This is a genomic window from Pseudoalteromonas sp. NZS127, from assembly GCF_015864805.1.
GTDB classification, from domain to species: domain Bacteria; phylum Pseudomonadota; class Gammaproteobacteria; order Enterobacterales; family Alteromonadaceae; genus Pseudoalteromonas; species Pseudoalteromonas nigrifaciens.
Map to the genome: position 1 here is coordinate 62,854 of NZ_JADYWN010000005.1, position 22,611 is coordinate 85,464.

The window sequence follows — 22,611 nt, forward strand, 5'->3', positions numbered from 1 at the left end:
ATTAGTATTATAGCCTGTTCTTTTGTGGCTTGTTTTACAATATAGGTGTTTGGGCTGATAAAATTATTTTTTGGTACTCTCCTAGTACTTCAATTGAAATTATTGGTACTCTCAGGGCAAGCCCTATTTACGACTTACCCATATTTTTAGCCTACTTGTCTATTATTCCTGGTATGGCCGTGTTTTTGGTAAGAATGGAAACCGACTTTGTAGAGGAGTACGACCGTTTTTACACTGCAATACGCGAAGGTGCCTCTTTAAATGAAATTTATTTATTAAAAGATAATATGATACAAACTGCCCAAGGTGGTTTATACGATATATTTAAAATTCAGGGTATTACCGTAGCTTGCTTATTACTTTGGGGTGAGCAAATACTCACTTTTATAGGCATAGATCCTAACTACAAAACCTTATTATTTATCGATGTAGTGGGTGTGGGTGTACAGGTTATATTTTTATCAATACTCAATATTTTATTTTATTTAGATAAACGTTTTACTGTGCTGGTACTCGCAGCAATATTTTTAGTCGTAAATGTTGTTTTTACCTATTTATCGGTTGCACTTGGACCACAGTTTTATGGCTATGGCTTTGCATTTGCAACTATTATTAGCTCGGTTGTGGGTTTGTTTTGGTTATCTAAACAGTTTGAAGATTTAGAATACGAAACCTTTATGCTGCAATAATAAACGCTTAACATTTCAGGCTATTTGCTTAAACCAAGCTTATAATGCCAAAACTAATAAATAAGTGTAATAAACATAAATTGCTTATTACACTTATTTCTCCCAATAAAATTCTTTTATAAAGGAATATTCAATGGCTTTTGATTATGGATCGATTGATCTTGGACTTAAAAACCCCTTCAAGCTTGAAGGTAAAGTAACCGCACTAAGAGGTGCTATAGAGTCAATTACCGGCATTACGCTGCTTGTTGTTGCTGCAGGGTTAGTTAAAGAAGATGCAACTGCTGGGTGGATCTTGATGCTTTTTGGGATGATTATTTTAGGGTTTGGCATTGCTTCACTCTCAACAGGTATTTATGCCACACTAAAATACTTTGTTGGCCGTAATCACCCTACGTCACTGGCTTATAACTACAGTAAATCGCAAAGCTCTACCGCAAAAGAAGAAAAAAAAGAAGTTGCCTATAACGACCAAGAACTAGAAGAAATGCTTATGGGTCGTAAAAACATTACTTTTAAAGAGCCTAAAGGCTTTTTATCTCGCTTGTTGCATAGCCTTATTCCTAAACTAATGTTTTTACCCTACCCAATGCGTAATATTGCCCAGCAATTATTTGGCTCATGGGTAAGTACCTTTGTGGCACTTATTGCGTATGGACTGGTAGCTTTTGTATCTTTGTCGGGCTTTACCGGTGAAGCAGGCGAATTAGCATTTCCCATATACAGTAGCATTTTAATGTTTTATGTATTGTTCTCATGGCGCTCGGCAGGTAAACCAACCACTCGCAATGCTGCAAGAGAAATTGAACCACTTGGTGGTGGTGCACTGGCTAAAATTATTTCGCTATCGTTTATTTTACCCATTATTATTGGCCTTTCTATGTCGTGGTTAATGCAAGAACAACACATTAGTAAAGCGCAAATAGATGTTTGGTTTGAACAATTACCCAACCTACACGCGGGTATGTATTTAGTCGCTATTATTATTTTAGCCACCTTGAGCTGCGCACTGGTTTTTACTATGTTAAAAGCACGATTAAATACCATAACACCAAGCACTGAGGTATCTGAGCTGCGCGAAAACTGGCAAGAATCTGTACACCCTACTGAAATTTTTATTAATTTAGATAACCTAGTAATGGCTAACCGTCGTTATAAAGAAGTGCCTAATCGCGTATACCGCGAGCTCAACCCACAACTGCAAGAGCAAGTAGAAGGTAAAGGCGGCTTTAAAGGAGAAATAATTCAAGAAATACAACCTAAACTACATGAGCTAGATTTAGGTAAAGGTTTTAGTATGGCTAGATTATTGGCGCTACTTAGTGGTAATTTTCTGTATTTAATCGCGCTTATTTTCACGGTATTATTAGCCTACTCTTTCATCGATATTTATCGTTATATTGATAGCGCAAATATCAATTCAATAGAGCAAGCACTTAATAATCTTCATATTTCACCTATCAGCGAGCTAGTAATGGCAAGCGTACACTTATTACTGATAGGTGTATTAATTAAAGCCTTTGCTCAGCTATTAAGTAGCAATGCACATTTGTTTTTTGCTGAAATGCAATTTGAATCACTTCTGGTCTATTTTAAATGTGAAGGTACATTTACTGAGTCTAAAATATCAACCGGTACAGGTATTCACGACAGCACTCGCTCTGAAAACACCTTAGTACGTAGCAGCATTACCCCTTGGGTTATTGTTTCGCGAATAGTAACCACCACTTTTGCAGCAACAGGTATGAAAAATCTTGAGCATCCACGCCATATTATGGAAATGCACAAAGACGAAGGTCAGTTACAAGCAATTAAAAACGATGTGATTGCGTTCTTAAAAGATCGTGAGTCAATAGCCTCAATTACCAGTGAGCGTGATTTAGGTAACGCGTCGCAAATTCATCAGCTTAATCAGCAAACACGCGCTATGCCAACACAGCAAAGCGCAATTACAAAAAATGATGAAGAAGCCGCCGGCTTTATCAGACAACAAGATGATTTAGCCTCAGAAACCAAGTCATAACACGGTAACTTAATTATATATCAATGCCACTGGCAATCAGTGGCATTTTTAACAGCAACTATACCTTTTTAAACCCCAGTTAACTTTGCTCACTTTAATGTCATGCTTGTTCTAAATTAAACCTTGTAACAACACACAAAGCCCTTGCTTTATGCGCTAAAACGCAAATAATAAAGCAATCTATAATTGGGTAAGAATGAGAGAATGAGCTACATACTAACCACACAATGCGCCGATGATGTAGGGCTAATAGCCAAAATCACCGGGCTTTGCCACCAGCATAATTTAAATATTACACGTAATAATGAATTTGTAGACAAAGACGCTAAACGCTTTTTTATGCGTACAGAGCTCACTGGTGAGCCACAAAGTAACTTTTTACCACTACTACGCGAAATACTACCTGCAGACGCTAAAGTGGCTTTACACAATGGTACAAAAACCAAAGTTGTGTTACTTGCTACTAAAGAAGCACATTGCTTAGGTGGCGTATTATTAAAGCAATTCGAACAAGCGCTAAATATTGAAGTGCAAGCCGTTATAGCAAACTACCCTATTTTAGAGCCGCTTGCTAAAGGGCTTAATGTCCCTTTTCATGTTATCTCTCATGAGGGATTAACGCGCAGCGAGCACGATCAACAAGTAGGCGATTTAATTGCCAGCTATAACCCTGACATTATTGGTTTAGCTAAATATATGCGTATTTTAAGCCCTGAGTTTGTACAACGCTTTGAGGGCAAAATTATTAATATTCATCACTCGTTCTTACCCGCTTTTATTGGTGCAAAACCTTATCACCAAGCATTTGAACGTGGCGTAAAAATCATTGGAGCCACAGCTCACTTTGTCAATAACGAGTTAGACGAAGGGCCTATTATTTTGCAAGATGTTACGCCTGTAACCCACGCAGAAACTGCAAAAATGATGGCCAATATGGGTAAAGATGTAGAAAAAACAGTATTTTGTAAAGCGCTACAACTTGCCTCTGAGCATAAGCTATTTATTAACGGTAATAAAACCGTGGTGTTTTCGTAAAACAAAAATGCCAGCAAATTATGCTGGCATTTTTAAACTATTAAATAATACTTATTGTATTACCCAGATACTATTAAGGCGTGTAATAAGTGGGTGATCCTGGCCCTACTGGCATACCCAATACAAATACCCATAAATAAAACAAAATAACCCAACCAACAAAAAATATCATACTGTATGGCAGCATAGTGGCTACTAGTGTGCCTATACCCATATCTTTTTTGTACTTAGCAGCGACAGCGAGGATCAAGCCAAAATAGCTCATCATTGGCGTTATTAAGTTAGTAACCGAGTCACCTATACGATAAGCCGCCTGAATGGTCTCTGGCGCGTAACCAACTAACATTAGCATAGGTACAAAAATAGGCGCGGTAACAGCCCATTGCGCCGAAGACGACCCTAAGCTTAAGTTAACCAACGCACACATTAATATAAATAATACAAAAACTTCGGGACCAGTTAAGTTTAAAGCTTGCAGTAATGCAGCACCGTTAATTGCTAAAATAGTGCCTAAATTGGTCCATTTAAAAAACGCGACAAATTGTGCAGCAAAAAACACTAGTACAATATACATGCCCATTGAGCTCATACTTTTGCTCATCGCATTAATTACGTCTTTGTCGTTTTTCATGGTGCCAACAACGCGCCCATATACAAAGCCCGGAATACCAAAGGTTACAAAAATAAACACCACTATGCCTTTCAAAAAGGGCGAGTGGGCTACTAATCCGGTTTCGGGGTTACGTAAAATGCCATCGGCTGGCACTATGGTCCAGGCAAGTAGTAGCGATACAACTAATAGCGATACCCCTGCCCACTTTAAACCCGACTTTTCTTTGGCCGTTAACGCGGCAATATTATTTTGTGCAAGATCAGCACTGGCCTCTTCAGGATTATATTTACCTAAACGTGGTTCAACAATTTTTTCAGTAACTAGGGTGCCTAAAATTGCAATTAAAAACACCGACACCATCATAAAATACCAGTTAGCTTCTGCGCCTACTTGGTAAGTTGGGTCGATCATTTGTGCCGCAGGTGTGGTAATGCCTGCCAGTAAGGGATCTATTGTGCCTAATAATAAGTTAGCACTATAACCACCCGACACCCCAGCAAACGCCGCTGCTAAGCCCGCTAATGGATGACGCCCTAAACTATGGAATATCATTGCAGCTAATGGAATAAGTACCACATAGCCCAGCTCAGAGGCGGTATTAGATAAAATAGCGGCAAACACCACCATAAAGGTCACTAACCGCTTTGATGCGCCCATTACCATGCCGCGCATTGCTGCCGACAGCAGTCCAGAGTGCTCAGCAACACTCACACCAAGTAAAGCTACCAGTACCGTGCCCAGTGGTGCAAAACTGGTAAAGTTAGTTACCAAGCCAGTTACAATACGCTGTAATCCCTCGGCACTAAGCAAGCTCACTACTTCAATAACACCATCGGGTTCGCGCCCAGGCGAGCCCTCAGGTCGAGGATCGATTGCACTTAGGCCAAACCAATCCGCCACTCCACTAAATACAACAATTACGATACAAAATATTGCAAATAAGGTGATGGGATGCGGTAGCATATTGCCTAAAAATTCTACGCCAGCTAAAAAGCGGTTAAACCAGCCTTTATTTGCGCTTTCATTACTACTTTGGGCCTTGGAGTCTAAAGAGTCTGACATACCATGTTCTCTTAATTATAAAATGCCCGTAAGCTAGCATTATTTTTATAGGAGATCATGTAATAAAGGTGAATGGCTTGTGATAATTGCGTATATAAGCGTAAATAAGACTAAAAAAGAGGCTTTGTGCCTCTATTCTATGCATGGTTTTATATTTGCTCTATAGGTGCTAATTGTAGTTTTGCAGCAATTAATACCGCTTGTGTGCGGTTATATACGCCAAGCTTTCTAAATATAGCGGTAATATGCGCTTTTACAGTGGCTTCTGAAATATGTAACTCATACGCTATTTGCTTATTTAGCAAACCTTCGTGCAGGTATTGTAAAACACGGTATTGTTGTGGGGTAAGTGAGGCAACTTGCGCTGCAATTTCTCGGTCTTCGCCTTGAATTTCGGCGACTTTATTTTTTAATTCTGTTGGTAACCAAGTATCGCCTTCGAGTATTTGATTAATTGCATTGGCAATATCATCTGATGATGATGACTTAGGAATAAACCCCATTGCGCCGTAACCCATTACTTTAGATACAATATTAGCGTCTTCACTTCCCGAAACTACCGCAATAGGTAAACTAGGATAGTCTTCTCTAATACGAATAAGGCCGTATAAATCACCATTACCTGGCATGTGTAAATCCAGCAGTAATATATCAAGATCTTCTTGCTCGCTTAACACCTGCAATGTACTGTCAAAATCAGATGATTCAAATACTTCTAAATCGTCAAATTTTACAGTTAGTGCACCCTTTAGTGCTTCACGAAATAACGGATGGTCGTCCGCTATTAAAAACTGACTCATGGTTCACTCCTAATAAATTCGGCTGTGCCCTATCTAGTAGAGCACAGCCGATATACTACGTTTAGAATCAACTTGTAATCAAGCTTTTAACGCGCATTTAACGATTTAATCGATTTTCAATTAACTCATCAACCACAGATGGATCGGCAAGTGTTGATGTATCACCTAGTTGTTCGTGCTCGTTGGCCGCAATTTTACGTAAAATTCGACGCATTATTTTACCAGAACGCGTTTTTGGTAACCCTGGTGACCACTGAATCATATCGGGTGACGCAATTGGGCTTAACTCTTTACGAACCCAGTTACGAATTTCTTTGGTTAACTCATCGCTTACCGTTATACCTTCGTTAGGGGTAATGTAAACATAAATACCTTGGCCTTTAATATCATGCGGATAACCTACTACAGCGGCTTCAGCTACTGCTGGGTGTGCAACCAGTGCGCTTTCTATTTCAGCAGTGCCTAAACGATGCCCCGAAATATTAAGTACATCATCTACGCGACCAGTGATCCAATAATAACCATCTTCGTCACGACGACAGCCATCGCCACAAAAATACACACCTGGGTAGGTAGAAAAGTAAGTTTGTTCAAAACGTTCATGATCGCCATAAATAGTACGTGCTTGCGATGGCCAGCTATCTAAAATAACTAAGTTACCATCAGCTTCACCTTCAAGCGTATTACCCTCAGCGTCAAATATTGCCGGCGCAATACCAAAAAATGGACGCGTTGCAGAGCCTGGTTTTAAATCGGTAGCACCTGGTAATGGGGTGATCATAATGCCACCCGTTTCTGTTTGCCACCAGGTATCAACGATAGGGCAATTTGACTTACCTATTTGTTCGTAATACCAATTCCATGCTTCAGGGTTAATTGGCTCACCAACCGATCCTAAAATTCGTAAACTATTACGATGAGATGACGCTACAGGCTCATCGCCTTTTGCCATTAAGGCACGAATAGCGGTAGGCGCGGTATATAAAATAGTAACACCGTGTTTATCAACAACTTCGCCCATACGCCCTGCGGTTGGGTAAGTAGGTACACCTTCAAATACAACTTGGGTACAACCATTTACCAGCGGACCATAAGCAATATAACTGTGCCCGGTGATCCAACCTACATCGGCGCTACACCAAAAAACATCGTCCTCTTTTACATCAAATATATATTCGTGCGTCATCGATGCATAAACTAAATAACCACCCGTGGTATGCACCACTCCTTTTGGCTGACCTGTTGACCCTGAGGTGTATAAAATAAATAACGGGTCTTCAGCGTTCATTACCTCAGGCTCGCACACAGGCTCTTCGTCTGCTACTAAATCGTGCCACCATATATCATGGTCGTGCCAATCAACATCGCCACCGGTAAGTTGGTGCACAATAACATGCTCTATACTTGTTACTGACTCTTGCAACACAGCTTCGTCAACGTTTGCTTTAAGTGGCACGCAGTTACCAGCACGGCGTCCTTCGTCTGAAGTAATAACCACTTTTGCGCCCGAATCCTTAATACGATCGGCAATCGCAGAGGGTGAAAAACCACCAAATATAACTGAGTGAATAGCACCAATACGTGCACACCCTTGCATTGCGTAAATAGCTTGTGGGCTCATTGGCATATAAATAGCGACGCGATCACCTTTTTGTACGCCCAGCTTTTTTAAACCATTAGCAAACTTTGCTACTTCATCATGTAATTTTTGATAAGTAATATGCTCGCTTTGCGATGGGTTATCGCCCTCCCATATAAGCGCTACTTTATTGGCTTTTGTTTTTAAGTGGCGGTCAATACAGTTATACGATGCATTAAGGTAGCCATCTTCATACCACTTAATATTTATGTGGCCTTTATCAAAGGTGGTGTTTTTTACTTTAGAATAAGGAGTAAACCAATCAAGGCGCTTACCGTGTTCAGCCCAAAAACTTTGTGGATCATCAATCGAGTGTTTATACATTTTATTATATTTATCGTTATCGACGAGAGCTGTGTTTTTAATATGCGTAGGAACTGGATAGATATTTTTTGACATCTTGGTCTCCATTTAAATTACTTGCCTTAGGCTTTTCTCAAGGATTACTCAGCAATGCGCTATTAAGTATTAGACCTTAGTTGTAAAGCTATTCTAATTACTAATTTGTTGTTTATAATCGCTGCGCTATTTATTACTTTTACATAAATAATACATGATGTTAAATGTAAGTAAATAATCACATTGTAATCATTACACCTTAGTCTTATAGACTAATAGATGATTGAGTAAATAGTGTACATATTTAAAAGTGTTTCACCTAAGTATTATAATATTTGCATTAATTAGCTTTAATTTTTATTTAACGAATAAAAAATCTTTAAATTAACTTTTATTCGTAAGTAATACTCACGCTATTAATACACTCTAAATAAAAAGCAATAATCAACACGTAGCCTATAAAGGACGCAACAATGAAATTTACCCCATTAAAAACACTTGCAGCAAGTGCTGTACTATGTGCACTTTCAAGCACAGCTTATGCAGCCACTGCAGCAAAAGTTGGAGATACTGAATTTACTTACGGCGGATATATTAAATTAGATGCTATGTGGAGTGACTATTCTGCAGGCGCACCAGCGGGCACTAACGTGGGTCGTGACTTTTATGTACCGAGCACAGTGACTGTAGGCCCAGACAATAGCTCTGACGCTGTATTTGATATGCATGCCCGTGAATCTCGTTTTAACTTTGGTACAGCCACATTACTTGATAATGGCAAAACCATTAACACCAAAATTGAAATCGACTTTTTAGCTTCTGCCCCTGGTGGTAACGAGCGTGTATCTAACTCTTACGCTCCACGTGTACGTCATGCATTTATTAGCTACGATGGTTGGTTATTTGGCCAAACATGGTCTAATTTTCAAAACGTTGGCGCACTACCTGAAGCACTTGATTTTATAGGCCCAGCAGAGGGCACAGTGTTTGTACGCCAAACTCAAGTTAAATACACTACTGGCGCTTGGTCTTTCTCATTAGAAAACCCAGAAAGCACCATTACTACTGCTGGCGGCGGTATGGCTGTAACCGACGATGCTTCACTTCCTGACTTTACTGCACGTTATACCCATAAAGCTGACTGGGGTAATTTAGTAGTTGCTGCACTTGCCCGTCAACTTACTTATAAAGTAGGTGCTATTGATGCCGATGAAACTTCATTTGGTGTTAGTGCATCGGGTATGGTTAAACTAGGCGAAGACAACTTTAAGTTTATGCTTACACAAGGTAAAGGCTTAGGCCGTTATGTTGGTGTTAATGTAGCCCATGGTGCAGTACTCAATGGCGATGATTTAGATGCTATTGATTCAACCTCTGGCTTTGTAGCGTATCAGCATAAGTGGAACAGCCAATGGCGTTCAACTTTCTTATATTCATTTTTCAGTGCTGATAACAATACAGATTTACTCGCTCTTACAGGCGATCCAACTAAATCAAGCCAAAGCTACAGTGCTAACATTTTATACTCACCAGTTAAACGCTTAACTTTTGGTGCTGAGTTTAAGCATGCCGAGCGCGAGCTTGAAAGCGGTAACGATGGCGATATGGACCGTTTACAATTCTCGGTTAAGTATGCATTTTAAGCGTACATAGTTTACTTCCTTGAGCGGCTTTGGCCGCTTTTTTTGTTAATTAATTTATAAGTCTCATCTGTTTTATCAACTTCATCACTCTTTATTAATCCCGATAGTACAAATTGTTATAAAAACCAATAACGCAATTGCAAATCAATATCATTTAGATTAAGTTAAGCGCTTTATTTTTGAACCTTTTGGAAAACACCATGTCGTCCTCTAAAGTTTTGCGTTTATCTAAACTAAGCCTTATTACCTCTTTAATTTTATCTGCGCATGCATTTGCAAAAAACGATAAAAGCGAGCAGCAAATTGAAAAGATTGCTGTGTATGGTCAACATCATAAAAACTATATTACCGAAGAAGCACAATCGGCAACCAAACTAGGTTTAACCATAAAAGAAACTCCGCAGTCTATTTCAGTTGTTTCTCGCGCTTTAATGGATGATTTTTCACTCGATGATATAAACGCAGTGCTAGAAAGCACGCCGGGTGTAACGGTAGAGCAAATAGAAACCGATCGTACTTATTTTAAAGCCCGTGGCTTTGATATTACAAATTTTCAAGTTAATGGTTTAGGTATTCCACAAAGCTCGGGATCAATTCAAGGCAGCCTTGATACCTCAATTTACGACCGTGTAGAAATAGTTCGTGGCGCGAACGGTTTAATGACAGGTACAGGTAACCCTTCTGCTACTGTAAATATGGTGCTAAAAAAACCAACTTACACAACCCAAGCTAATGCATCTGTTTCGTACGGTTCATGGAATAAAAAACGCTTAGATTTAGATGTATCAACGCCTATTAATGAAGAGCATGCTGTTAGAGCTGTATTTACCAAACAAAAAGCCGACTCATATCTAGATCGCTACGAAACAGATAAAACCGTTATTTATTTAGCCTACGAGGGAAAGTTAACCGATAACACCCTGCTAAGTGTTAACTACGTTAATCAACAAAAAGATGCCGATAGCCCACTTTGGGGTGCACTACCACTTTATTATACCGATGGCACACCAACAGACTATGACGAATCAACTAGCACTGCGGCTGACTGGTCTTACTGGGATAACAGTGCCGAGCAAGTATATGTAACGCTTGAACAAAATTTATCAGCAACATGGGTGGCTAAAGCGCGTTACGCTCATGTTGAAAACGAGCAAGACTCTGAATTATTTTATGTATACGGTACCCCTGATAAAGACACCGAACTTGGCTTAACCGGTTACGCAAGCCGTTATGATTATAGCGATAAGCACGACTTATTTGATCTATATGCGAGTGGTAAATTTGATTTATTTGGCCAAGAGCACGACTTGTCATTGGGTGTTAGCCAAGCAAAAATGGATTACACCGAGCAATCTCTTTACGATTACACCACAGGGAATGGTTTTCCGGCAATGCCGTCACTTAAAACGTGGGATGGCGTAATACCACAAGCAACACTTACAGATAGTGTAAATGGTAGCAATATAACTAATGAGCAAAAATCTGCTTATATTTCTACTCGTATCAAATTAAGCGAACCTTTAAGTCTACTAGCTGGTGTGCGTTACACTGATTGGAAAACAACAGGCACAGCTTATGGCGTTGCTCAAACACAAAGTGACTCACAGCTAATACCCTACATTGGCACTGTGTATGACTTTAACGAGTCTTTATCGGCTTATGCAAGCTACACAGAAACATTTGTGCCGCAAAAGGAGCTTGATATAAATGCCAACCAACTTGCACCTATTACTGGTAAAAGTAGCGAACTAGGTGTTAAAGCCCAGTTTTTAGACGAGCAAATTTTTGTAACACTTGCTTACTTTGATACAAAACAAGATGGCCTTGCTATAGCTATACCTAACTCATTACCCGACGATACTCGTTACTACGCAGCGGATGGTATTAACAGTAATGGTTTTGAAGTAGAGCTAAGCGGTAAGTTTACAGATGACTTGAGTGCAAGCATTAGCTTTAGTAATTTAAGCATTGATGGCGATGACACAGTAAAAGATTACACCCCTGAGAATCAACTCAAGGTTGCTGCAATCTATCAAGTTCCTTTCATTGATGGTTTATCGTTTGGTGCAAATTATCGCTGGCAAGATTCAACAAGCCGAGTCCAAGTCAAAGATGCTAACAAAATCGCAAGCGTGATTACAAAGCAAAATGCCTACGGATTACTTGATTTAATGGCAACTTATAAATTGAGTGAAAATATAGGCGTTACTTTTAATATTAATAACACCACAGGTGAAAAATACTTACACAGCTTATATTGGGCTCAAGGTTACTATGGTGCACCGCGTAACTACGCTCTATCTGTAAATTGGCAGTTGTAAATTTAAACCAAAAAAAAGCGCTAACCATTACTGGTTAGCGCTGCTTTAAAGCTCGGGTCAAATCAAGCTTAAATATTTAATACTGCTTAAAGGTCAGCTTCATCGCCTAACTTATCTTCACCATCGTCTGGTTCAATAGTTGCTTTAAGTAAAAGCATTTCGCGTAACTTGCCTTCAATTTCGTCTGCGATTTCTGGGTTTTCTTTTAAAAACTTAATTGAATTAGACTTACCTTGGCCAACTTTATTACCACAGTAACTGTACCAAGCACCTGCTTTTTCAACAATTTTGTGCTTCACACCTAAGTCAATTAGCTCGCCTTGTTTAGAAATACCTTCACCATACATAATGATAAATTCGGCTTGCTTAAATGGCGGTGCTACTTTGTTTTTAACAATTTTAACCCGGGTTTCGTTACCAACAACCTCGTCGCCTTCTTTTACCGAACCAATACGACGAATATCAATACGTACCGATGCGTAAAACTTAAGTGCGTTACCACCCGTTGTTGTTTCTGGGTTACCAAACATTACACCAATTTTCATACGGATTTGGTTAATGAAAATACATAAGGTGTTCGAGCGTTTAATATTACCTGTTAGCTTACGTAATGCTTGCGACATTAAACGTGCTTGTAAGCCCATGTGCGAATCGCCCATGTCGCCTTCAATTTCAGCTTTTGGTGTAAGTGCTGCAACAGAGTCAATAATAACTACGTCAACCGCGCTTGAGCGTACTAACATGTCACAAATTTCGAGTGCTTGTTCGCCAGTATCTGGTTGCGATACAAAAAGCTCATCTATGTTTACACCAAGCTTTTGTGCATAAACTGGATCAAGAGCATGCTCAGCATCAATAAAGGCACATGTTTTGCCTTCTTTTTGTGCTTCAGCGATAACTTGCAAAGTAAGCGTTGTTTTACCAGACGACTCAGGACCATATACTTCTACAATACGCCCCATAGGTAAGCCACCTATACCTAAGGCAATATCGATACCTAATGAGCCTGTAGATACAGATTCAATGTTTAACGCTTTGTTATCACCCAATTTCATAATTGAGCCTTTACCAAATTGACGTTCAATTTGTGATAAAGCCGCGTCCAACGCTTTTTGTTTGTTATCGTTCATTTTACTCTCCAAATCCAGCTAATGCGACAAGTATACTGTATGAAATCACAGTATCAAGTTAATTTTATTATTTTATCTGCTCTATTATAGTTTTTAAAGAAAATACAATAGCTTGCAGTCTAACCTGTGCTCTATCGCCGGTAAATACTTGTTTAAATACCAGCTGTTTGTCGTTAATGTGTAGCCCAAACCATACTAAGCCTACCGGCTTATCTGGGGTTGCTCCTCCTGGGCCTGCAATACCCGATACAGTAATTGCAATATCGGCATTAGTTGCTGCAATTGCGCCTAAAGCCATCTCACGCACCGTTTGCTCGCTTACCGCCCCATATTGCGTTAATGTGGCGGCACTTACATTTAGTAAATCTTGCTTTGCTTGGTTACTGTAAGTTACAAATGCACGGTCAATATAGGCAGAGCTTCCAGGAGTGTCGGTAAGTGCATAACTTACCCCGCCACCAGTACATGACTCAGCAGTAGTGATCCATAAGCATTTATCCGTTAAAATAGCGCCTAATTGCGCAGCAAGTGTTTTAATCTCTTGATGTAATTCCATATTCAGCCTTTGGGTAAATACATGTCGTTTGATCTTTATGCTCCACACACTATAAAACAACAAACCCCTATGATGCAGCAGTATCTAAAAATAAAATCAGAGCATCGCGATATTTTATTGTTTTATCGGATGGGGGATTTTTATGAACTCTTTTTTGATGACGCAAAACGCGCCGCTCAATTACTCGATATTTCGCAAACTCAGCGCGGTAAAGCCGGTGGCGATCCTATTCCTATGGCCGGTGTACCTTATCATGCCGTAGAAAACTATTTAGCCCGTTTAGTGCAAATGGGCGAATCTGTTGCTATTTGCGAACAAGTAGGCGATCCGGCTACCAGTAAAGGGCCTGTTGATCGCAAAGTGGTGCGTATTGTCACCCCAGGTACTATTTCTGATGAAGCCCTACTGCAAGAGCGCCAAGACAACTTACTTACCAGCGTATGGCAGAGTAAAAATGGTACTTATGGCATTGCTTATCTTGATATTAACTCGGGTCGTTTTAACGTTGTAGAAGTTAATACCGACGAGGCATTAACTTCAACTATACAACGCCTCGCCCCTGCAGAATTACTGTATAGCGAAAGCTTCGAAAATGTTCATTTAATTGAGCACATTAAAGGCGCGCGTCGCCGCCCTGAGTGGGAGTTTGATTTAGACACCGCCCAGCATTTATTGTGTGAGCAATTTGGTACAAAAGATTTAGTCGGTTTTGGCGTTGATAAAGCCCACTGCGCCTTAGTTGCCGCAGGTTGTTTAATGCAATACGTTAAAGACACTCAACGTATTGCATTACCCCATATTCGTGCCATTACTCTTGAACACAACGAGCATGCCGTTATTTTAGATGCTGCTACTCGTAAAAATTTAGAGCTGACCGTTAATTTATCAGGTGGATTTGAAAACACGCTAGCGCAAGTACTTGATAAAACAGCAACCCCTATGGGATCTCGTTTACTTAAGCGCCGTATTCATACCCCGGTGCGTAATAAAGACGAGCTAAACTCGCGGTTAAACGCTATTAGCGCAATTTTAGATGTACAGCTTTGTGGTGAGCTACACGAATCATTAAGAGAAATTGGCGACGTAGAACGTGTTATTGCCCGCCTTGCTTTGTGCACTGCTCGTCCTCGCGATTTAACTCGTTTGCGCAGCGCCTTACAAGCACTTGCACCGCTGCATACTTTATTAAACGATGCCAGCGATCCGCGCATTGCCAGCATTATTAAGCAATCGCCTGAGCTACCTGATTTACAAGCGCTATTAGAGCGTGCAGTAATCGAAAACCCGCCGGTACTTATTCGCGACGGTGGTGTAATTGCCCCTGGTTATAACAGCGAGCTTGATGAATGGCGTAACTTAAGCAAAGGCGCAACCGATGTGCTTGATCAGTTAGAGTTACGAGAGCGTGCACGTACAGGGATCAGTACCCTTAAAATTGGTTATAACCGAGTACACGGCTTTTTTATTGAAGTTAGTCGCGCCAATGCGCATTTAGTGCCTGCCGATTATATTCGTCGCCAAACACTTAAAAATAATGAACGCTATATTATTCCTGAGCTAAAAGAGCACGAAGACAAAGTACTTGGCAGCCAGTCAAAAGCATTAGCGCTCGAAAAACAGCTTTACGAAGAGCTATTTAGATTTATTGCGCCGCATATTGAGCAATTACAAATAATGGCAGCCGCCCTTGCCGACTTAGATGTGCTAAATAACTTAGCAGAGCGTGCACTTACACTTAACTACGCTAAGCCGATACTTTGCGATAACGACAACATAAGCATTAAACAAGGTCGTCATCCTGTGGTTGAGCAAGTAATGAAAGAACCCTTTATTGCCAACCCAGTAGAGCTAAATGCACAACGTAAAATGTTAATAATTACCGGTCCAAACATGGGTGGTAAATCAACCTATATGCGCCAAACTGCACTTATAGTGCTAATGGCTCATATTGGCAGTTACGTACCCGCAGACAGCGCTAAAATAGGCAATATTGACCGTATATTTACTCGTATTGGCGCAAGTGACGATCTCGCCTCAGGGCGCTCTACCTTTATGGTAGAAATGACCGAAACCGCCACGATTTTAAATAATGCCACAGCGCAATCTTTGGTATTAATGGATGAAATTGGCCGCGGAACCAGCACTTACGATGGGCTTTCGCTTGCGTATGCTACTGCCGATCATTTAGCGTCAAAAATATCAGCAAAAACCTTGTTTGCCACCCACTACTTTGAGTTAACCGAGCTTGCAGAGCAAACGCCTGGGCTGGTAAATGTGCACCTTGATGCCATAGAGCATAACGACACTATTGCCTTTATGCACACGGTACTTGATGGCGCAGCAAGTAAAAGCTTTGGCTTACAAGTTGCTGCACTTGCTGGCGTACCTAAGTCTGTAATAAATCAGGCAAAACAAAAGCTTAAACTACTCGAAAATCACCAAAGTGTCACCGCGCCTAATATTGAGCAGCAAGCATTTACCTTTAACAATCAAGCCCAACAAATTAGCCCTTCTGAAGTAGAATTGCAGTTAACGGCTATCGATCCTGATAATCTATCACCGCGACAAGCTCACGATTTACTCTATAAATTAAAAGCACTTCTTTAATTTACAAACAAAAAAAAGCTGAAGAATAAAACCTTCAGCTTTTTTACACATAACATGGTACTTTATTAAAACTTACGCAAAGTGCTCAAATAAACTCTCTGTGCTTAAGCCTTCTTGTTGCAAAATATCTTTTAAACGACGTAATGCTTCTACCTGAATTTGTCTAACGCGTTCACGGGTTAATCCTATTTCACGGCCAACATCTTCAAGCGTTGATGGCTCATAGCCTAATAAACCAAAGCGACGGGCTAACACCTCACGCTGCTTTGGGTTTAGCTCTCCTAACCAGTCAACAATGTGTTTATTCATATCGTTATTTTGTACTTCGCCCTCAGGACCAACATTGTTGTCATCGGCAATAATATCGAGCAAAGCGGTATCGTTTTCGCCGCCGATCGGCATATCAACCGAGGCTATTTTTTCATTCAAGCGCAGCATTTTGGTGACATCTTCAACCGGCTTATCTAAACAAGCTGCTATTTCTTCGGCGGTTGGTTCATGATCTAATTTTTGAGTTAGCTCGCGCGCGGTACGTAAATATACGTTAAGTTCTTTTACTACATGTATTGGCAAGCGAATAGTGCGCGTTTGATTCATAATGGCGCGTTCTATCGTTTGGCGTATCCACCATGTTGCATAAGTAGAAAATCGAAAGCCACGCTCAGGATCAAACTTCTCTACGGCGCGAATTAAGCCTAAGTTACCCTCTTCAATTAAATCAAGTAACGCTAAACCTCGGTTGTTATAACGACGAGCAATTTTTACTACAAGGCGCAAGTTACTTTCAATCATGCGCTTGCGAGACGCTTCGCACCCTTTTAAAGATTTACGAGAAAAAAACACCTCTTCCTCAGCGCTTAACAACGGAGAAAAACCAATTTCACCTAAATAAAGCTGAGTAGCATCTAAATTTTTAGTGACTTCTTCTTTGACAAAAACGTCATCATCCACAGCTTCAAGCAGCGGTGTTGAATCATCATCAACAGCAGTTTCATCTAATTTATTATCTACGAGGGTGTTTTTATCAACTTTTGCTGCATCAGCCATAAGACTTCTCCTGAGCAAGTTATCAATATCTTTAAAAATTAGGGAAGGTACTTAGCAGGATTTACAGCTTGCCCTCGGTAGCGAATTTCAAAACGAAGTGCCGTTACCGCAGATTCTGTATTTCCTATCTCTGCTATTTTTTGTCCAGCCTTAACTTCCTGTTTTTCTTTAACAAGTAGTTTCGAGTTGTGTGCATAAGCACTCAAGTAGTCGTCATTATGTTTTAAAATAATTAAACTACCATAACCTCGAAGCGCATTACCCGCATAAACCACTGTTCCTTGTGCGGCGGCTAAAACGGCAGCCCCTTTTTTATTAGCAATCTGTAAGCCTTTGTAGCCATTTTCCTTGTTCGAAAAGCGTTGTGTTATTTTGCCTTTTGCTGGCCAAAACCACTGCACTTTACTACTCGACAAATGCTTAGAGTTACTAATTTTTTTATTGGCTTGTTTCTGAACATACCCTCGTTGTTTAGGCTTATCAAGCTCTTTCTTTGATTTATTGTTATTTTTTTGTGAAGTTTTTGCGACTTTTTTAATAGGAGGAGTATATTTTTTTGTCTTTTTGTATTTTTTTGCTATGGCAGAAAAAGAAATACTCTGCCCGGGGAATATTGTGTAAGGTGCTGGTATTGAATTATTTTTTGCTAAGGTTCTAACATCTTGGCCTGCACTAAATGCTATAGAATAAAGTGTATCGCCTTTTTGAACAGTATATTTATCGCCATTAATGTTAATTTTTCTGCCGTAATTATTAACATCATTATTTAAACTACTGACAGGCGCCGGAACATGGTTAGACGAGCAAGCAAAGAGCAAAATACTAATAAATAAAGCAACATAACATTTTATTTGTTTATTCACTGTATTTAGCTCCTTATGTTAATAACATTATTTTATAGTGCTTAACGTAATAAAATGTATGCAACTGCAATTAAAAGCACAACTGCCCATCCAAGCACTTCAATGTATTGACGTAATTTTTGCTCCATTTTAACACCGCCCCACTTCATCAGTGCAGCAACTAAAAAGAACCGAGCGCCTCGCCCTACTGCAGACGCAATTAAAAACGGCAAAAATGCCATTTGTAATACCCCTGCGCCTATAGTAAATACTTTATAAGGAATAGGCGAAAAACCGGCTATAAATACCACCCACACGCCATAGTTTTTAAACCAATCAAGTGCAATATCAAATTTATCTTGCCAGTGCATTTGTACTATAAGTGGCTCAACAACCGGTTCAAATAACCAAAAGCCAAGTAAATAACCTACTATGCCACCAACAACAGACGCTATAGTGGCAAAACTTGCAAACCGCCATGCTTTTTTAGGCTGAGCAAGCGACATTGGTGCCAGCATTACATCAGGAGGGACAGGAAAAAACACAGACTCTGCAAAGCTCATTGCAGCTAAATAACGCTCAGCATGACGGTGCTTAGCCCACACTAGAGCCATATCGTATAACTTAGTAAACAACTTCAAAATGAATTCCTATTCAATATCACCAGCGACTAGCGGTACAAATCTAACCGGCGCAATTACGTGTTCTGTGTAGTTATTGCCATTGCGAATAACCATAGTTAATTTTTGCTCTTGCTCGCCTATTGGGGCAAGTAACACACCACCATCAGCTAATTGAGCTAATAGATCTTGCGGGATTTTAGCCGCGGCTGCAGTGACTATAATGCCGTTAAATGGCGCTTGCGACTCCCAACCTTGCCAGCCATCGCCATGTTTCATTGCCACATTATATAAATCGAGCTGATGTAAACGGCGCTTAGCTTGCCATTGTAATGCTTTAATACGCTCTACTGAGTAAACCTTGGTAAATATTTTAGCCAGTATTGCCGTTTGATAGCCCGATCCCGTGCCTATTTCTAGCACCTTGTCGCGCACACCAGCTAATTGCAGCAGTTCGGTCATACGCGCCACAATATAAGGCTGCGAAATAGTTTGCCCTTGGCCTATTGGTAACGCAGTATTTTGATACGCTTTATGTTGCAGCACGTCACCCACAAATATATGTCGTGGTATTTGTGCAATCGCATCTAGTACTTGCGTATCCTCAACACCTTCACGCTGTAATAGCGCTGATAGCGCCTTGGCGCTGCGGGTATAATTAGCCAGCACGGTTTATCTCCAAATCAGCTAACCACTCCCCTACCGCTTTAATGCTCTCGTTAGCGGTCATATCAACACTCAGTGGGGTAACCGAGGCATAGCCATTATTAATTGCATGAAAATCGGTACCTTCTCCAGCATCACTTTCTGTCCCTAAAGATCCGTACCAGTAAATATCTCGACCCCAAGGATCGGTTTGCTTGGTCATGGTTTCGGCTTTATGGCGCGCACCCAAACGCGTTACCTGCACGCCTTTTAATTCGCTTAGAGGAATGTCGGGTACATTAATATTTATAATTTGATCTTTTGGTAGCGGATGCGACGCTAAACCTTTAATAATACTTATAGTTACCGCTGCCGCCGTTTCAAAATGCTCGCCGTGGTGCGAACACAAAGACACCGCAATAGCAGGCAAACCTAAATGGCGTCCTTCGGTTGCTGCAGCTACCGTGCCTGAGTACAAAGTGTCGTCACCTAAATTAGCGCCGTGGTTTATACCTGCGACCACTAAATCGGGCATTTCATCAACAAGCTGGTTAACGCCTAAATGCACACAGTCAGTAGGTGTACCATTAACCGATATAAAGCCATTTTCAAGCTTTGTAGCACGCAGTGGGTTAAGCAAAGTTAACGAGTTACTTGCACCACTGCAGTTTCGGTCGGGGGCAACTAAAGTGACCTCGGCAATTTGCATTAATGCTTGATATAACACCGCAATACCTTTAGCGCCTACACCATCGTCGTTACTTAATAGGATCTTCATCTTTGCTGTCCTTTTCTTTTCGCTCGCGTGGGCTTGCGTCTGTGTAATCCACCAGCTCACGTAATAATGCCGTAGCAAAACAGCCTTTTGGTAAACCAAAACTTAACTTTAAAGTGCTTTCATCTATGGTTTCTACGCTAAAATCTTGCGGGATTAAACGCAGCATTCTGCGCTCATTTTTTAGCCCTAACTCGCCTAAACCATCGCACCAAGACTGATAAGGCCCAAGCCATACTTTTTCTTGTTCGGTGAGCCCTTTTTCGCTTTTACCTACCATAGGTGCCGACATCATAATATCGCCAGAGGCTAGGCGGGCAATATTTTCATCGCTAATAGCGTCTTCAAAAAAGGCGTTACTGCCGCTGAGCATAAATACTTCACGGTGCATGGTTTTAGCTAAACCATGCTCCTTTACTCGTAAACTTACGAGTTGATTAAATACATGCGAGCGCGCTGCAGAAATAATAATACCGCGTAATTTTTTATCGCGAATACGCTCACCTGCAAACATTTTTTCAGCCATTACCAGGTTATGGCCATCACGGCCAAAGCGTTGCTCGCCAAAATAGTTAGGCACGCCACTGCGTACCGCATTAATACGGCACAAAATATCCAGAGGATCGGTAACATTGCGCAGCGTAATAGTAAACTTATTACCTTTATGACAGCCCGTTCTCAGCTTACGTTCGTGGCGTTGCTGCGATACAACAAACACGCTTTCGCTGTTTAAATCACTAAAATCAATCGGTTTTTTAATGGGTACTTTTACACTAAACCACTGCGAACACACTCCGTGGCGATCTTTCATCCCGGCATAACTTACATCGCGTGGTGATACCCCAGCTCGCTGCGCAATTAACTTTGCTACGTACTGGGTGTTTTCGCCTTTTTTTACTACTTGCAAACATACATGCTCGCCGCTACCGGTAAACTCAATGCCTAAGTCTTCATCTACCATAAAGTCTTCGGCTGTGGTTTTAAAGTCAGCTTTTGATAACGGTGCGCCGTATAAATAATTTAAATCGCTCATGCGTTTGTTTTACTCATTGACTCTTTGTTCATAATTACCACTGCATGGCTCGAAATGCCTTCTTTTCGCCCTTCAAAACCGAGCTTTTCGGTGGTTGTAGCTTTAACATTTATTTGCGATAGTTCGCAGTTTAAATCACTTGCAAGGTTGCTACGCATAGCTTGAATATGAGGCAACATTTTTGGCGCTTGTGCCACTATAGTTACATCTCCATTGCCCAATACATAACCTTGCTCTTTAGCTAAGCTCACCACATGACGCAGTAATATTCGGCTGTCGATATTTTCATATTCACTGGCCGTATCTGGAAAGTGTTTACCAATGTCGCCCATTGCAAGCGCGCCTAAAATAGCATCGCACAGAGCATGAATAGCAACATCGCCGTCGGAGTGCGCTAAAAAACCTTGCGGATAATCAATCTTTTCGCCGCCGATAGTTAATGGGCCAACACCGCCAAATTTATGCACGTCAAAACCATGACCAATTCGTATCATAATGCATTCTCGTTTTGTTGTTTTTGAAGTAAAAAACCAGCCAAGTCTAAATCCTCAGGAGTGGTTATTTTAATATTATCGCTACGCCCTGATATTAATTTTACTGGCTTGTTAGCCCATTCAATGGCGCTTGCTTCGTCGGTAATAACTGCGCCGCTTGCCAGTGCATTTTGCAACGCATTTTTAAGATCTTCGTATTTAAAAAACTGCGGAGTAAGGGCTTGCCATAAATCATCTCGGGGTACGGTTTGCTCAGCATAAATATGGCCACGTTTTATAGTGTCTTTTACTTTACTGGCTAAAATTCCGCCTTCATCGGCGCTTATACACTCATTTATAAGTGTATTTATGTCGTCAATAGTAACTAGCGGGCGGGCAGCATCGTGCACAAGTACCCAGTCAGGCGGGTTGGCGGCTAAAAAAAGCAAACTATTTAAAACGGAATCTGCACGCTCTTTACCGCCACAAGTACGCACAATGCGCGCATCAATCACTGGCAATTGTTCAAAGTAAGGATCGTTTTCATTTAGGGCTACAACAATTGTATTAAGCTGCGCTAAAGCAGATAATTTTGTGAGCGTATGCTCTAAAATAGTTTTACCTGCTAATTTAATATACTGTTTAGGTGCATTATGCTGCATTCTGCTACCAACCCCGGCAGCAGGTATAATGGCAGCTATAGTTGGTTTATTTGTCAT

At 40.6% G+C, this 22,611-nt stretch carries 19 protein-coding genes; 6 read left to right on the forward strand and 13 right to left on the reverse strand.

Going from position 1 to position 22,611, the window contains the following annotated elements:
* The first annotated feature begins 14 nt into the window (after positions 1–14).
* The 3 genes from pelG to purU all read left to right on the forward strand — a co-directional run bounded on the left by pelG (position 15) and on the right by purU (position 3,747).
* The gene (gene pelG, locus I6E78_RS06785; RefSeq protein ID WP_269435618.1) at positions 15–689 is read left to right on the forward strand and encodes an exopolysaccharide Pel transporter PelG; all 675 of its coding nucleotides are present in this window, start codon (positions 15–17) and stop codon (positions 687–689) included.
* 133 nt (positions 690–822) lie between these two features.
* The gene (locus I6E78_RS06790; RefSeq protein WP_197182190.1) at positions 823–2,712 is read left to right on the forward strand and encodes a hypothetical protein; all 1,890 of its coding nucleotides are present in this window, start codon (positions 823–825) and stop codon (positions 2,710–2,712) included.
* 204 nt (positions 2,713–2,916) lie between these two features.
* A complete protein-coding gene (gene purU, locus I6E78_RS06795) occupies positions 2,917–3,747 on the forward strand; it encodes a formyltetrahydrofolate deformylase (RefSeq protein ID WP_011327398.1) in 831 nt (276 codons plus the stop codon).
* Between the two features lie 73 nt (positions 3,748–3,820).
* Here purU and I6E78_RS06800 read toward each other — a convergent pair whose 3' ends face one another.
* The 3 genes from I6E78_RS06800 to acs form a co-directional block, all read right to left on the reverse strand.
* Positions 3,821–5,422, reverse strand: coding sequence for an AbgT family transporter (locus I6E78_RS06800; RefSeq protein WP_179808083.1), 1,602 nt, complete (start codon positions 5,420–5,422; stop codon positions 3,821–3,823).
* Positions 5,423–5,571: 149 nt separating this feature from the next.
* Complete coding sequence (locus I6E78_RS06805; RefSeq protein WP_011327396.1) at positions 5,572–6,222, reverse strand: LuxR C-terminal-related transcriptional regulator; 651 nt, start codon at positions 6,220–6,222, stop codon at positions 5,572–5,574.
* Positions 6,223–6,319: 97 nt separating this feature from the next.
* Entirely contained in the window at positions 6,320–8,260 is a 1,941-nt protein-coding gene (gene acs, locus I6E78_RS06810) for an acetate--CoA ligase (protein ID WP_011327395.1), read from the reverse strand.
* Positions 8,261–8,673: 413 nt separating this feature from the next.
* Between acs and I6E78_RS06815 the strand changes: the two genes are divergently transcribed.
* Together I6E78_RS06815 and I6E78_RS06820 are read left to right on the forward strand one after the other, a co-directional pair.
* Entirely contained in the window at positions 8,674–9,843 is a 1,170-nt protein-coding gene (locus I6E78_RS06815; RefSeq protein WP_086997396.1) for a DcaP family trimeric outer membrane transporter, read from the forward strand.
* A 200-nt stretch (positions 9,844–10,043) separates the two neighbouring features.
* A complete protein-coding gene (locus tag I6E78_RS06820; RefSeq protein WP_197182191.1) occupies positions 10,044–12,164 on the forward strand; it encodes a TonB-dependent siderophore receptor in 2,121 nt (706 codons plus the stop codon).
* An 86-nt stretch (positions 12,165–12,250) separates the two neighbouring features.
* Here the strand turns inward: I6E78_RS06820 and recA are convergent, their stop codons facing one another.
* Together recA and I6E78_RS06830 are read right to left on the reverse strand one after the other, a co-directional pair.
* Positions 12,251–13,294: a recombinase RecA gene (gene recA / locus I6E78_RS06825; RefSeq protein ID WP_011327391.1), complete on the reverse strand. Its 1,044-nt coding sequence runs from the start codon at positions 13,292–13,294 to the stop codon at positions 12,251–12,253.
* Positions 13,295–13,361: 67 nt separating this feature from the next.
* The gene (locus I6E78_RS06830) at positions 13,362–13,850 is read right to left on the reverse strand and encodes a CinA family protein (protein ID WP_041454352.1); all 489 of its coding nucleotides are present in this window, start codon (positions 13,848–13,850) and stop codon (positions 13,362–13,364) included.
* Positions 13,851–13,871: 21 nt separating this feature from the next.
* On the opposite strand from I6E78_RS06830, the gene mutS reads away from it, so the two are divergent.
* The gene (mutS, locus tag I6E78_RS06835) at positions 13,872–16,457 is read left to right on the forward strand and encodes a DNA mismatch repair protein MutS (RefSeq protein WP_197182192.1); all 2,586 of its coding nucleotides are present in this window, start codon (positions 13,872–13,874) and stop codon (positions 16,455–16,457) included.
* A gap of 72 nt (positions 16,458–16,529) precedes the next feature.
* On the opposite strand, the gene rpoS is transcribed toward mutS, so the two are convergent.
* From rpoS to ispD, 8 genes are read right to left on the reverse strand one after another with little or no spacing between them, the layout of a single operon-like run.
* A complete protein-coding gene (rpoS, locus tag I6E78_RS06840) occupies positions 16,530–17,504 on the reverse strand; it encodes an RNA polymerase sigma factor RpoS (RefSeq protein ID WP_011327388.1) in 975 nt (324 codons plus the stop codon).
* A 38-nt stretch (positions 17,505–17,542) separates the two neighbouring features.
* On the reverse strand, positions 17,543–18,367 hold the full coding sequence (locus tag I6E78_RS06845; protein ID WP_192531714.1) for a peptidoglycan DD-metalloendopeptidase family protein: 825 nt from the start codon (positions 18,365–18,367) through the stop codon (positions 17,543–17,545).
* A gap of 41 nt (positions 18,368–18,408) precedes the next feature.
* Entirely contained in the window at positions 18,409–18,987 is a 579-nt protein-coding gene (locus I6E78_RS06850; protein WP_041454351.1) for a YqaA family protein, read from the reverse strand.
* A gap of 9 nt (positions 18,988–18,996) precedes the next feature.
* Positions 18,997–19,635 carry a protein-L-isoaspartate(D-aspartate) O-methyltransferase gene (locus tag I6E78_RS06855; protein ID WP_011327385.1) on the reverse strand — a complete coding sequence of 213 codons (639 nt, stop codon included), beginning with the start codon at positions 19,633–19,635 and terminating at the stop codon, positions 18,997–18,999.
* The gene (surE, locus tag I6E78_RS06860) at positions 19,625–20,389 is read right to left on the reverse strand and encodes a 5'/3'-nucleotidase SurE (protein WP_011327384.1); all 765 of its coding nucleotides are present in this window, start codon (positions 20,387–20,389) and stop codon (positions 19,625–19,627) included. Before surE ends, I6E78_RS06855 begins: the two co-directional genes overlap by 11 nt.
* On the reverse strand, positions 20,370–21,419 hold the full coding sequence (truD, locus tag I6E78_RS06865) for a tRNA pseudouridine(13) synthase TruD (protein WP_011327383.1): 1,050 nt from the start codon (positions 21,417–21,419) through the stop codon (positions 20,370–20,372). The genes surE and truD overlap by 20 nt, the downstream gene beginning before the upstream one ends.
* Positions 21,416–21,913 (reverse strand): 2-C-methyl-D-erythritol 2,4-cyclodiphosphate synthase, encoded by a 498-nt coding sequence (gene ispF / locus I6E78_RS06870; protein WP_011327382.1) that lies wholly within the window; start codon positions 21,911–21,913, stop codon positions 21,416–21,418. Before ispF ends, truD begins: the two co-directional genes overlap by 4 nt.
* Positions 21,910–22,611, reverse strand: a complete 702-nt coding sequence (gene ispD / locus I6E78_RS06875; protein WP_197182193.1) for a 2-C-methyl-D-erythritol 4-phosphate cytidylyltransferase — start codon at positions 22,609–22,611, stop codon at positions 21,910–21,912. Before ispD ends, ispF begins: the two co-directional genes overlap by 4 nt.